This window comes from Rhodococcus sp. NPDC056960 (assembly GCF_042674125.1).
In the GTDB taxonomy this organism is placed as follows: Bacteria; Actinomycetota; Actinomycetes; order Mycobacteriales; family Mycobacteriaceae; genus Rhodococcus_F.
The window spans coordinates 78278-90163 of record NZ_JBHURF010000036.1 but is presented as its reverse complement, the minus strand read 5'-3'; the positions used below and the strand labels follow the sequence as shown (position 1 = coordinate 90163).

12 protein-coding genes and 3 pseudogenes are annotated in these 11886 nt (G+C 66.0%); 8 read left to right on the top strand and 7 right to left on the bottom strand.

Annotation, left to right across the window (positions count from 1 at the left end):
• From ACFTWF_RS39185 to ACFTWF_RS39160, 6 genes and pseudogenes are all read left to right on the top strand, one after another.
• A pseudogene (locus tag ACFTWF_RS39185) lies at window positions 1-249 on the top strand (4-coumarate--CoA ligase family protein); the annotation flags it as partial.
• A 181-nt stretch (window positions 250-430) separates the two neighbouring features.
• Window positions 431-580: pseudogene (locus ACFTWF_RS39180) on the top strand (FAD-dependent oxidoreductase); the annotation flags it as partial.
• A 12-nt stretch (window positions 581-592) separates the two neighbouring features.
• Window positions 593-988 carry a recombinase family protein gene (locus tag ACFTWF_RS39175; RefSeq protein WP_378466458.1) on the top strand — a complete coding sequence of 132 codons (396 nt, stop codon included), beginning with the start codon at window positions 593-595 and terminating at the stop codon, window positions 986-988.
• Window positions 989-1260: 272 nt separating this feature from the next.
• A complete protein-coding gene (locus ACFTWF_RS39170; RefSeq protein ID WP_378466457.1) occupies window positions 1261-1743 on the top strand; it encodes a GNAT family N-acetyltransferase in 483 nt (160 codons plus the stop codon).
• Between the two features lie 156 nt (window positions 1744-1899).
• A pseudogene (locus tag ACFTWF_RS39165) lies at window positions 1900-1965 on the top strand (hypothetical protein); the annotation flags it as partial.
• Window positions 1966-2050: 85 nt separating this feature from the next.
• A complete protein-coding gene (locus ACFTWF_RS39160) occupies window positions 2051-2437 on the top strand; it encodes a nitroreductase/quinone reductase family protein (RefSeq protein WP_378466456.1) in 387 nt (128 codons plus the stop codon).
• Here the strand turns inward: ACFTWF_RS39160 and ACFTWF_RS39155 are convergent.
• Window positions 2383-3297, bottom strand: coding sequence for a M24 family metallopeptidase (locus tag ACFTWF_RS39155; RefSeq protein WP_378466455.1), 915 nt, complete (start codon window positions 3295-3297; stop codon window positions 2383-2385). The two genes, ACFTWF_RS39160 and ACFTWF_RS39155, sit on opposite strands and share 55 nt — an antisense overlap.
• 102 nt (window positions 3298-3399) lie before the next feature.
• Between ACFTWF_RS39155 and ACFTWF_RS39150 the strand changes: the two genes are divergently transcribed.
• Together ACFTWF_RS39150 and ACFTWF_RS39145 are read left to right on the top strand one after the other, a co-directional pair.
• The gene (locus tag ACFTWF_RS39150) at window positions 3400-4413 is read left to right on the top strand and encodes an AraC family transcriptional regulator ligand-binding domain-containing protein (RefSeq protein WP_378466454.1); all 1014 of its coding nucleotides are present in this window, start codon (window positions 3400-3402) and stop codon (window positions 4411-4413) included.
• 157 nt (window positions 4414-4570) lie between these two features.
• Complete coding sequence (locus tag ACFTWF_RS39145) at window positions 4571-4696, top strand: hypothetical protein (protein WP_378466453.1); 126 nt, start codon at window positions 4571-4573, stop codon at window positions 4694-4696.
• A gap of 416 nt (window positions 4697-5112) precedes the next feature.
• Here the strand turns inward: ACFTWF_RS39145 and ACFTWF_RS39140 are convergent, their stop codons facing one another.
• From ACFTWF_RS39140 to ACFTWF_RS39115, 6 genes are all read right to left on the bottom strand, one after another.
• Window positions 5113-5526 carry a nuclear transport factor 2 family protein gene (locus tag ACFTWF_RS39140; protein WP_378466452.1) on the bottom strand — a complete coding sequence of 138 codons (414 nt, stop codon included), beginning with the start codon at window positions 5524-5526 and terminating at the stop codon, window positions 5113-5115.
• A gap of 25 nt (window positions 5527-5551) precedes the next feature.
• A complete protein-coding gene (locus tag ACFTWF_RS39135) occupies window positions 5552-6595 on the bottom strand; it encodes an alpha/beta hydrolase (RefSeq protein ID WP_378466451.1) in 1044 nt (347 codons plus the stop codon).
• Window positions 6592-8145 (bottom strand): flavin-containing monooxygenase, encoded by a 1554-nt coding sequence (locus ACFTWF_RS39130; protein WP_378466450.1) that lies wholly within the window; start codon window positions 8143-8145, stop codon window positions 6592-6594. The genes ACFTWF_RS39135 and ACFTWF_RS39130 overlap by 4 nt, the downstream gene beginning before the upstream one ends.
• Before the next feature lie 153 nt (window positions 8146-8298).
• Window positions 8299-9789, bottom strand: a complete 1491-nt coding sequence (locus ACFTWF_RS39125) for an aminobutyraldehyde dehydrogenase (protein WP_378466449.1) — start codon at window positions 9787-9789, stop codon at window positions 8299-8301.
• A 12-nt stretch (window positions 9790-9801) separates the two neighbouring features.
• Window positions 9802-10230, bottom strand: a complete 429-nt coding sequence (locus ACFTWF_RS39120; protein WP_378466448.1) for a hypothetical protein — start codon at window positions 10228-10230, stop codon at window positions 9802-9804.
• Window positions 10227-11861, bottom strand: coding sequence for a GMC family oxidoreductase (locus ACFTWF_RS39115; RefSeq protein WP_378466447.1), 1635 nt, complete (start codon window positions 11859-11861; stop codon window positions 10227-10229). Before ACFTWF_RS39115 ends, ACFTWF_RS39120 begins: the two co-directional genes overlap by 4 nt.
• Window positions 11862-11886 lie beyond the last annotated feature (25 nt).

Here is an 11886-nt window from a genome sequence, read left to right as displayed (position 1 = left end):
CACCCGCAGGTCGCCGACGCCGCCGTCATCGGTGTCCTCGACGACGAGGGCGAGGAGGTCCCGAAGGCATTCGTCGTCAAGCAGCAGGGCGCCGAACTCGACGAGGCCGCGGTCATCGCGTTCGTCGCCGAGCGGGTCTCCCCGCACAAGAAGGTCCGCAAGGTCGAGTTCATCGACCTCGTCCCGAAGTCCGCCGCGGGCAAGATCCTCCGCAAGGATCTACGAGCGAGCGAAACTGCGGGAAGGTAGCGGCTGCATAGATCTCACCGTCCTACCGCCAACGTGGCTGACGTTGGAGATGGATGTACTTCACGGCTACCCGCAACACCCTGAGGTGTTGCGGGTACCACCGTCCGCGGATGTGTGGACGGAATGGCATAGCAGGATAATTGAGTCAGGCCGCAAAATATCGCGGAATTGCCTGCCGCACTTGAGCGAGCATCAAGTCACGATCGTCGGTGCCGGCTCCTCCGGGGTCGCGGCGGCGGTGGCCCTCGCCGACCGTGGCATCAACCCGTTGCTGATCGACCGAGCCGACCAAGTCGGTTCGTCGTGGCACTCTCGTTATGACCGGTCGCGATACGTTTGATGGGTGCGAGTCGGGTACGGCCGAGTGTCGACGCGGGATCAGCATCCCGAGGCGCAGCATGACGCGCTGACCGCGGCCGGCTGCGAGGAAGTCTTCGTCGAGAAGGCCTCCGGCAAGCTTGCATCCCGCCCGGAACTGGACAGGGCCTTGCTGTCGGCGAATCGCGCCGGCGACCAGTTGGTGGTGACCAAGCTCGACCGGCACGGCCGCTTGCTCGAGCACCTGATCGACTTGTCCAAGCAGCTCGATGCCCACCGGAAGCGACTGCGCGAGCAGATCAACGAACGCATCACCGTCGTCGACTGCCTGCCTGACATCTGCAATCCCGTCCACCAACCACCCGAACCGCCACCTGCGCAGTCGCCGCGACCGCGGCTGCGTACCTACTCCGAGGACTGAAACCGAGATGCAGCGGGCCCCACGGTCACCGCGTTGGTACGGCTCACTGTTCACCACCGAGATGACCGCGGCGATCACCGAGAAGGTACTCGCCGGCCGGGCGGGACGGCCCGAGGAGGTCGCACGTGTCGTGCACTTACTGGCCGCCGCCTCCTCCTCCTCCTACATCACCGGACAGGTGTGGAGCTCAACGGCGGTATGGGCATGTGATCCTGACCCAACCCGACATTTCCACCCTGGTCCAGCCTCGGTGGGGCGAGGAAGATAGGGACATGGTCGACATCTATGAGGTACCCACAGGAGAGCCACGCCTGACGTCGTTCCTCCAGGCGCAGCACACCACCCAGATCGCCCGGCGCGGCGAGTTGGTCGACGCACGCGACCGCCCGGCCTTGATCGCATCGGCCGACGACGAGACGGTCGGGGTGCTGATCTACGACATCGACGGCACGAACTGCGAAATCGTGAACATGCGCGCATCCGGCCAGTGGGGCGGTGTCGGCACGGCACTCATCGAACGCATCGCCGAAGTCGCTCGTGCACAAGGCTGTTCGCGACTATGGTTGGTCACGACGAACGACAACCTCGACTCGATGCAGTTCTACCAGCGGCGCGGCTTCCGTCTGTCGGCCGTTCGATGCGGCGCAGTGGACGAGGCGAGACGGACCCTGAAGCCGGACATCCCCGACGTGGGCTACTACAAGATCCCGCTTCGGGATGAAATCGAGTTCGAGCGCGACCTCGAGCCCGCGTAGGCGAGCCCGCCCCACTCCCCCACGCTCGAGCGAGCCCGAGCGGCCCGATGTGCGCAAGTTCCCGTAGTAATTGCCGAAAAAAGCGGATGCGGCGCAGTCCCTGGCCAGCGCGTAGACGAATGGGATCGGGTCGGAAACGACCGCGGTGACGAACTGGTGATCACCCGGCTGTCGCGGCCGTTCCGGTCGGTGCGGCACATGACCGAACTCGCCACCCACCTCGATGAGCGCGGAATCAAGCTGATCGAGCTCAACCAAGGCATCGACACCTCCACCGCCCGCCCTGGCACTCGAGCGCCCCCTGGCCGTGTCATCCTGGGTGTGGAACATCCGAAACAACCCGAACGTACATCTGCGACTGCGACGCCGAACGTTCGCCGGTATCGCGCGAGAGATCAACGACCCGACCGAACTGCAGCAGGCCAGAGAAGCGATCTGCGAGACGGTTTCCTTCATGGACTACGGCGAGTGCCGGCTTCATCTGCGCGGGCGCCCCTCCCGAGCCAAGATCAAGGACCTTCACAGCCATTGGTTCGACACCGGCATCCCACTCGTGATCGACCTCGCAGGCACTGAGACGGCAGTGAGAACCCGAAGGTCGGATGCGCCGAGCCGTCTCGAGAAAGTTGGTTGCGAGGTTCATGCCGTGTCTGCGGCCTTCGGATCGGTCATGACGCCGTGCTCGGCCCAGTAGCGCACGTGCGGGAGGTCTTCGTCGAGCCAGTAGGCGGTGTCCTCGGTCACCACGAGGAGTTCTTCCCACTTGACGCCGATGTCGCCCTTTCCGATATGCGGCTCGATTGCCCACAGACCGGGTTCACAGGGACGGTCGGACTCGCTGTTCCACAGGGGCGTGTCGTGGTTCGACGGGCGGACGATTCCCTCGACCATCTCGCCGGTCAAGTAGGCCACCGCTTGCGCGCTGAAGTTCTTGATGCGGAACGTCGGGAGTCCGAGCCCACGGATCCGGCTGACCCTGTGGGCGAGGACGCCGCCCGGGTAGTAGGAGTGCACGTTCTCGTAGCCCTGGTCGGCAATGATCGCGTCGACCTCCTTGTAGATCGCGCCACGTGTCTCTCCTGCCTGCACCATCTCCAGGATCCGGCTGCGGTACGGCGCCAGAGCCATCCGCGCCTGATGGAACTCGTCCGTCGGCTCGCCGAACGTGCACGAGTAGCCCATGTCGGAGGCCGCCCTCCCCGAGATCGGACCGACATCGAGGATCACGGCGTCACCCCGACGAAGCGGCCGGTCGGTCGGCAGGAACTGCTTGCCGAAATGCGCCATCTTCGGGCTGAGCAGATCCGTGACACCGTTGCCCGACGGCTTCGCGAAACCAGCGAAGCGGGTGCGGTCGCCGAACCAGGCGAAGCCGTAATGGAAGAACCGGGTGACGCCGCGGGCACCGAGCCAGTCCTCCAACATCGTCGCGGCCTGTCGCTCGGTCATGCCCTCGAAGAGCTCCTTCTCGATCGCGGCCGTGGCGTCGTAGGCCAGCCGCTGCGCGGCCTTGAACTCCTCCAGTTCGGCTGCGCTGAACTGTTCTCTGGTCATCTGCTCGTCCCTTCCGGTGACAACATCTTGGGACTTCCATCGTCGACGCGACGCGGCCTTCAGGTCTTGACAGAAGGCGACATTGATTTGACAGTTGGCGACATGACCGTGATCAGGGGCACATCGCTACAAGGGTTCGCCGAGCTCGTCACCGAGCTGGGTGTGGATCCGTCGGCGCTCCTGGCCCGTGCTCGGCTGCGCGCCGAGGTGGTCGGCGACCACGACAGTTTCATCGACTACCGCAGCGTGATCACGGTCCTCGAGTTCGCTGCGCAGGCCACCGGGACGCCGGACTTCGGGCGGCGGCTGGCACAGCGACAGGGCCTCGAGATCCTCGGTCCGGTGGGTGTCGCCGCGCGCACGGCACCGACGGTCGCCGCCGCAGCCAGCGCTATCACGCGCTATCTGGCCGTCTACAGCCCTGCGCTACGGGTGACGATCGACCCGCGGCCAGGCCGCCGGCACGCCTGGTTCGACTGGCGGATCGTCGCCGAACGGATTCCCCCGCATCGGCAGGCAGCCGAGCTCGGCATCGGCGTGTCAGTGCAGATCTTCCGCCTGCTGGCCGGGCAGGACTTCACGCCGTATGCCGTCAGCTTCCGCCATCAGCCGGCCGAGGACGTATCCAACTACGCCGACTACTTCGGATGCCCGGTCGACTTCGGGACCGATTCGACCGGCTTCCTGTTCGACCAAAAGGTACTGGCTCAACGGTTGGACGCGGACTCCGCAGTTCACCAGGTCGTCCAGGACTACCTGGACTCGATCGCCGCCCCGGAGGACACCCAGCTCGACGGCTCCGTCCGTCACCTCATCAGGCGCATGATCTCCACGGGCGGACTCAATATCAAACTGGTCGCGGATCATCTCGCGGTCCATCCGCGCACACTGCAACGTAATCTCGCGGCGCACGGCACCAGTTTCGGCGAACTCGTGGAGGATGTCCGCAAGGAGGAGATGCAGCGGTATCTCCGCGACACCCACCTGCCGCTGAGCCAGGTCGCTGGACTCCTCGGCTACAGCGAGCAGAGTGTCCTGACACGCTCATGTCGGCGGTGGTTCGGTGTAAGTCCCACCGCGGTACGGGCAGCAGCCGGATCGGGAGCACTCGCGTAGCAAGGAGCCTCGCCCCGAGGCGATGCGCGATCTCCAGCGCCAGCTCCGTGCGGAGCCGGTGTTCACCCGGACGGCGGCCGAGAAGTCGGGTGGCTCGTTCCACCCGCTGGAGGACCGGTGATGCAGGTCAGGGAACGTCATACGGGATGGCGACCGGGTGGAGGATTCCGACAAGTTCGGGATCGTCCTGACCATTGTGGCCCTCATCTACACCACGGCAGCCGTCGACCTCAGGAGGCAACTACGCCAGACCCCCGAGCCGAAGGAGTTCGTCGACGCCTAACGCCGACAAGCGTCCGTGGAATCAAAGTGTTTCGGTCATCGTCTTGTGTTCTCGCCCATTGATACCGCCCCTGCGGGCGGGTACGGCCCCTGGACATGACGCTTGGCCAGGTACCGCAGGGATTGGCGCTGATCTGGCGAGAGCTCGCGAGCAGTGAGCGTGCCCAATATCCGGATGAGATGTGCGTAGAACCGCTCGGGGCCCATCCCGAAGATAATCCAAATTTCGCCGGCGGGGACGCTTCCGTAAGGTGCCCACCTGCGTGCAAGATTCAGCATCGCGCTGTCGTCGATTGTTTGCCTCATGCTTGTTATGCCTCGGTAGTAAAGGGTCGTCGAATTACGTTCGCCCGCGCGGTGAGCCGCGGACGCCGCGGCCACGCGCGAGGTACGCGGTGGCCCTCGCGCGGGACGGGATCAGCCGACCAGCCCGGAGTCGCTTATCTTCTGCTCCAGGGCTGCCTCGTCCATGTAGTAGACGTCGCGGACGATCTTCAGTGTCTCGGGATCGAACGTGGAGTACCCGGTGCCGATCCACGTGACCTTCGGACCGGACCCACCAGCGGTCCCTGTCACCTCGAAGAGAACACCCACGGTATCGCCTTCCAGGAAAGACGTAGCCACACGCGGAGTCCAGTCGGGGAATGTCTCGAACATCTCCTCGAACCCGGGGAGGAGGGCCGACTTGTCGCCCACCGTCCCGCTCGCACCGTTTACGACAACGCACTCGTCATCGAAGTACCCGAGCACTGTCTCGAGGTCGCGTGCAGCGACAGCAGCACAGATCTCCTTCATCTTCTGTGTGTAAAGAGCCAACTTGGAACTGGACATGGGTTCTCCTGTAGACGGGTGAGTTTCACACAATGGCCCGCACGATGGCGGACGCGATTCGCTCGACAGCTTCCCGACTCGTCGTGCTGAGTGCGGTGAGCGAGAGGTAGCCGTGCACGAGACCCGGTTCCCTGATCAGCTGGGTGGGGACGCCACTCTCGGTCAGCCTGTCGGCGTAGGCGAGGCCGTCGTCGCGAAGCGGGTCGAAGCCTGCGACTGTCACGAGAGTCGGCGGCAGGCCGGTCAGGTCGGCGGCGAGGAGCGGTGAAACGCGCGGGTCGGTGCGGTCGACGGCCGGTGGCAGGTACTGGTCGAGGAACCATGCGATCTGCTTGGCGGTCAGCGCCGGCGAGTCGGCGAACTCTTCGTTCGAGGGGCGGGAGCCTGCGAGGTCGGTGACCGGGTAGATGAGCACCTGAAGCGCAGGCTTTCGCTCGGACGCGCGCAACGTCTGGGCAAGTGCCGCAGCGACATTCCCTCCTGCACTGTCGCCCGCGACGACGATACGGTCGAGCGGGATGCCCCATCTGCCGACGTGGGCCAGGGCGTACTCCCAGGCGACCAATGCGTCGTCGTGCGGTGCCGGATAGGGGTTCTCCGGCGCGAGCCGGTACTCGACGGAAAGGATGTCCATGCCCGTCTGCTGTGCAAGAAGACGCACGGGACCCTCGTACGCGGCCCTGCTGCCGAGCACGAATCCGCCGCCGTGGAAGAACACCACGAGCCCATTGGCCGAGGTGCCGGCGCGGTATCGGGTTGCTGCGAGGCCTCCTGGCAACTCGAGCTCCTCCACCTGTCGCATCGGCAGGGGCCGCTCGCCGTAGATCCCGGCATCCTTCAGTTCGGTGGCACGTGCTTCGGCGGGACTGAGATCGCTGAAGTCGGGGGCCTTTGCGACGGCAGACATGAGGACCGCGATCTCGGGCGCCATCTGCTCACCGTCCGCGTTCACCGGCACCGTGACCAGACGCTTCAGCAGCGATGCGGGAAGCTGACCCATCCCGATCCCGACGCGTCGCTGTACCCACTCCCCGACCGAGATGCGGGGCGCGGCAGTTGCGGTGCTCATCGCACCTGCACTCTGCTCGCGGACCCCGTGGCGGCCACCGCTCGTCCATTTCTCCGCCGATCGCTCCCGGAGCTGAACTGCAGGTGGTCATCAGCGACGTCACTCTTGAGCAGCCTCTTGTCTGCCTGGTACGACGTCAGCATTCGCCACGGCAATTCGGTTCCCTGCTTGGGCAGGGTGTCCGCCGTGCGGGTCACGTAGCCCGCGTTGAGGTCGAGGAGCGGCTCGGTCGCCATTCCGGGTTCGGCCACCGGCACGACCTGGTTATATCCGTGAGCCTCCATGTGCCGGATCAGCTGGATGACGTACTGAGCGGTCAGGCCCACCTTGAGAGTCCACGACGAGTATTTCGTGTAACCGAACGCGAAGGACCAGTTCGGCAGACCCGACAGCAGCATTCCGCGGTAGGTGACCGAGTCGCCGATGGCGAGCTTCTCTCCGTCGACCGTCTGCGGGATGCCGCCGAACATGCGCATGTTGAGCCCGGTGGCGGTGACGATCACGTCCGCGGCGATTTCCTCACCCGACGCCAGCCGGATGCCGGTCTTGGTGAAGCGATCGATCTTGTCGGTCACGACGGAGGCCCGGCCGTCGGTGATCGCCTCGAAGAAGTCTCCGTCGGGTGTCATGCACAGCCGCTGCTCCCAGGGCTTGTACGGCGGGTTGAAGTGAGTGTCGACGGCGTAGCCGTCGGGCAGCGCCTTCCGGGTGAGGCTGCGCATCAGCTTGCGGCCCGAGTCGGGAAACTTGAGCATGTAGCCGACGAAGAAGAAGTCCCGCCACACGTTCTTGAGCCGCGTGACGGCGTATCCGCGCTCCAGGCCGAGTATTTGGTAGAGGAACTTGGCAACCTTGTCGACCCGCGGGAGCGTCATCACGTAGGTGGGGGTGCGCTGTAGCATCGTGACGTGCTCTGCTGCACCGGGACCCGTCGTCATCGCCGGAACCATCGTGATGGCGGTCGCGCCGCTGCCGATCACGATGACCTTCTTGCCCGCGTAGTCGTAGTTCTCGGGCCAGAACTGCGGGTGCAGGACGTCGCCGGCGAAGTCCTCGCGGCCTTCGAACTGGGGCGTGAATCCCTCCTCGTACCGGTAGTAGCCGGTGGCACCGTAGACCCAGTTCGTCTTGATTGCTAGGGTTTTCGCCTTCTGTCCCGGGACAGCGACCCGAACCTGGAGGGTCCACGCGCCCTCGGTGCTGGACCAGTCGGCCGACACGACCTGATGGTGGTACCGGATCAAGCCATCGATATGGTTCTCGGCAGCGGTCTCCTCGAGGTACTCGCGGATGAGGTGTCCGTCTGCGATCGCGTGTTCGTGGCTCCACGGCTTGAACTGGTAACCGTAGGTGTGGAGTTCGGAGTCGGACCGGACGCCCGGGTAACGGAAGAGGTCCCAGGTACCACCGATTCGGCCGCGCCCCTCGAGGACGACGATCTTCTTGCCGGGAAAGGCATCTCGGAGGTAGCACGCCGATCCCACGCCGGAGACCCCGGCTCCGATGATCACGATGTCCACGGACTCGGGAGGGGCACTGGTGACGGTCATAGAGAACTCCTAATTTCGATCGGCACGGGCCGGACCTTCGACCCTGTTGTCATGGTCTGCCAGCGGGTATGACCGCCGCCACACACATCTGTGGTGTTCTGGGACGGTGCCCGGTGCAGAGTGCACCGTCGGGGTTTCCCGCCGGGTTCGTGTTCAGGCGTCGAGGGGTGCACCGATCGGGAGCATCACGTGCTTGGTGCGGGTGTAGTCGTCGAGGGCGTACGTGGAGTTGTCGCGGCCGTAGCCCGACTTCCCGAAACCGGCCCACGGCATTTCGTTGGTGAAGTTGAGGTGGGTGTTGACCCACACGGAACCGAAGTTCAGGTCCTCGGTGAAGCGCAGCGCACGCGCAGAGTCGTGGGTCCACACCGAAGCCGCGAGACCGTACTCGACGTCGTTGGCCTTGGCCAGCGCCTCGGCGTCGGCGGCAAACGTTTCCACCGAGATCACCGGACCGAAGACCTCCTCGCGCGACATCTCCGAACCGGAGACGACGTCGGCGAGAATTGTCGGCGGGTAGAAGAATCCGGGGCCGTCGGGCACCTCGCCGCCGAGGACGACTCGGGCACCGTCCTTGCGTGCCCGGTCCACCATGTCCGCGACGCGGTCGCGCTGGGCTGCGCTGATCAAGGGGCCGAGCTCGAAATCCTCACCCGATGAGGCGTTTCCGCTGCGGAGCTCCCCAGCGGCGGCGGCGAGGGCCTCGAGGAGTTCGTCCCGCACATCCTCGTGGCAGATCACCCGCGTCGCCGCGCCACAGTCCTGGCCGGCGTTGCCGTAACCCGCTTCTATCAGCGTCTGGACGAGGTGGTCGAGGTCGGCGTCCGGAAACACCACGACGGGCGCCTTGCCGCCGAGCTCGAGGTGGACGCGTTTGACCGTGGCCGCCGCACCCTCCGCGACCAGCCGGCCCGAGCGGAGGCTGCCGGTCAGGGCCATCATGTCGATGTCGTCGTGGCGACTCATCGCGTCACCGACCGTTGCGCCTTCGCCGACCACGATGTTGAGCACGCCGTCCGGCAGGATGCCCGTTGCGAGGTCGGCGAGGATCAGCGTGCTGAACGGCGTCAACGCGGCGGGCTTGAGCACGATGGTGTTTCCTGCGGCGAGCACCGGCGCGATCTTCCAGGCCGCCATCAGGAGCGGGAAGTTCCACGGCGTGATGGCACCGACCACGCCGACGGGTTCACGCCGGACGTAGGAGAGCCGGCCCTCGGCGTACTGGCCGGGTGCCGGCGCCTGGGTTGTCCGCGCGGCACCGGCCATGAACCGGAAGCAGTCGGAGATGAGTGGAATCTCGTACGCTGCATAGGCATAGGACTTGCCGACGTTGAGCGATTCGAGCGCGGCCAGCAGGTCGGCGTGCTCGTCGATGGCGTCCGCGAGCCGGAACAGCGCCTCGGCCCGGGAACCGGGGGTCAGTCGCGCCCAGGCCGGAAGTGCCGCGCGCGCCGCAGCGACCGCGGCGTCGACGTCGGCCGCGGTGCCGTTCGAGGTTGCACCCAGCCGCGCGCCGTCGCCGGGACTCGTCACCTCGATCGTCTCGGTGCCCGTACTCGCGACGAAGCTTCCGCCGATGTAGTGGGCCGGCGCGAGGTCGTCGATCCGCCGCTGCGCATCTGCCAGGATCTTCTCGGGGGTCATGAGGTTGTTCCTTCAGTCGGTGGTGGGGGTCGGGACGTAGGTCGGGCCCAACGCGAGCACCGCTGCGAGCAGGTCGTCGTCGAGCATCTGGTCCGGCGTGGCCTCCGACGAAGGTGTCCGGGCCTGACCGGGATAGCCGACGGCCTGGCGCGCCTCGGGCGCCATGTAGTACGTGCAGCTGAGGAAATAGAAGGCCGCCTCGGCGAGCTCCTCCGGCCAGTCCGCGATCACCTCGGCCGTGAGGTCGTCGACCCCGGCGGCCAGCTCGGCGACCTGGATGAAGGCCTCGGAGAGCGCGGGATCCACCTGGAGCGCTCGGCTCAGCAGAGCGTCGTAGCCGGGCAGCGCAGTCAACCTGGGCGACCGCGCGCTCCCGGGGAACCACAGGTCGGCGATGCGTGCCGCCCCCGTACGGGCGTTGTCATCGGGAAGTTCGATCACAGCGGGGTCCTTTGCTCGGCAGCGGTTTCGATCAGGTGCTCGGCGGCCCGTAGCGCGAAGGCGGTGATCGTCGGGGTCGGATTCACCGCGGATGACGTCACGAAGACGCTGCCGTCGAAGATGTAGAGGTTCGGAACGTCGTGCGACCGTCCGTAGCCGTCGACCACCGACGTTGTCGGATCATCGCCGCACCGGGCGGTGCCGAGCAGGTGCCACCCGGTCTCGCCCATGAAGTCCACCCGCTTGGTGGAGATGGCGCCCGCGGCCTCGTGAACCTCGACGATCCGGTCCAGGTTCCAGTCGAGGGCGCGTTTGCTCTCGTCCGACATCTTGTAGTGGATCTTCGGCGCCGGGATGCCGTCGCTGTCGACGAGTTCGGGGTCGAGGGTCACCCTGTTCTCGAAGACGGGCAGGTCCTCGATCGAGGCCGCGAGTTCGAACGAATTGCCGTAGAGACGCTCGACGAGTTGGTGCCCGGCCAGACCGCTCCGCTCGGACAGCGGCAGCTCTCCGAACCGTTGGAGCAGGCTCACCGGCCCCTGAAGCACGACCGAAGTCCACTTGGCGCCGCGGCGGAATCCGCGACTGGTGTCGGTCTCCGCGAAGTGCATGGACCAGATCGGGTGGCTCTCCGGCCCGAGCCAGGGCTCGACGTCCTGCTCGTACTCACCCAGAACCGTCGCCACCGGGTGCATCATCAGGTTGCGCCCGACGTAGCCGGAGGAATTCGCGAGCCCATCCGGGAACAGCGAAGAGGTGGACAGTTGCAGCAGCCGCGGTGTGCCTATTCCGTTGGCGCACAAGATCACAATCGGCGCAGACGTGTGCTGCTCGACCCCTGCGCGGTCGATCCACGTGGCGCCGGTCGCGAGACCCTTGGGGGAAACCGTGATCTCCCTGACCCGCGCCCCGACCACCAGGTTCACACCCGCGGCCAGTGCACCGGGCCACATCGCCACGTCGAAGGACGCCTTCGCTCCCTCCGGGCAGCCGCTCCCACAGGTCCCCCAGCGGGCGCACGCTCCGCGGGAGCCGACGCCCTGGGACAGGATCGCCGACGTGCCGGGCCACCAGCCGATGCCCAACTTGTTCATGCCCTCGGCTGCGATCCGGCCCATGCGGCCGATGGGTAGCGGCGGCTGGGGAGGCGCGTAGCCGGGCGGATAGGCAATGTTGCCGCCCAGCCCCGAGACGCCGATCATCTCGTCGACAGCCTCGTAGTAGGGCTGCAGATCTTCGTAGGTGATCGGCCAGTCGTCGGCGATACCGTCCAGGGTGCGGACCCGGAAGTCGGAGGGGATCATTCGGGGCCACTCCGCCCAGAACAGGACGCTGCTGCCGCCGACTCCGTTGAACATGAACGGGTGCACGTCCGAGTCGGCGTCGTTGACGGGATAATCGCTCGGTCCACGGCGGTGGTTGGGGTTGGGGTTCCAGCGGCCGGCGACGAGCAGTTCCCGTTCGAGCTTTTCGCTGGGGTAGTCGGCGACGTCGGGCCAGTCACCCTGTTCCAGGACGGTCACCCGGAACCCGCTCTCGGCCAGCAGTCGGGCAGTAGTGACGCCGGACGGACCTGCGCCGATGATCAGCGCATCGACGTCGCTCCTGGCAGTCGTGCCAGTCATGGTCATGAGCGCGCTCCTCGTGGGTATTTAA

Bases quoted from the DNA above. Each gene is read 5' to 3' on its own strand.
- ACFTWF_RS39170 (WP_378466457.1), top strand. From the start codon at position 1,261: ATGGTCGACATCTATGAGGTACCCACAGGAGAGCCACGCCTGACGTCG.
- ACFTWF_RS39155 (WP_378466455.1), bottom strand. From the start codon at position 3,297: ATGACCAGAGAACAGTTCAGCGCAGCCGAACTGGAGGAGTTCAAGGCC.
- ACFTWF_RS39150 (WP_378466454.1), top strand. From the start codon at position 3,400: ATGACCGTGATCAGGGGCACATCGCTACAAGGGTTCGCCGAGCTCGTC.
- ACFTWF_RS39140 (WP_378466452.1), bottom strand. From the start codon at position 5,526: ATGTCCAGTTCCAAGTTGGCTCTTTACACACAGAAGATGAAGGAGATC.
- ACFTWF_RS39135 (WP_378466451.1), bottom strand. From the start codon at position 6,595: ATGAGCACCGCAACTGCCGCGCCCCGCATCTCGGTCGGGGAGTGGGTA.
- ACFTWF_RS39130 (WP_378466450.1), bottom strand. From the start codon at position 8,145: ATGACCGTCACCAGTGCCCCTCCCGAGTCCGTGGACATCGTGATCATC.
- ACFTWF_RS39125 (WP_378466449.1), bottom strand. From the start codon at position 9,789: ATGACCCCCGAGAAGATCCTGGCAGATGCGCAGCGGCGGATCGACGAC.
- ACFTWF_RS39115 (WP_378466447.1), bottom strand. From the start codon at position 11,861: ATGACCATGACTGGCACGACTGCCAGGAGCGACGTCGATGCGCTGATC.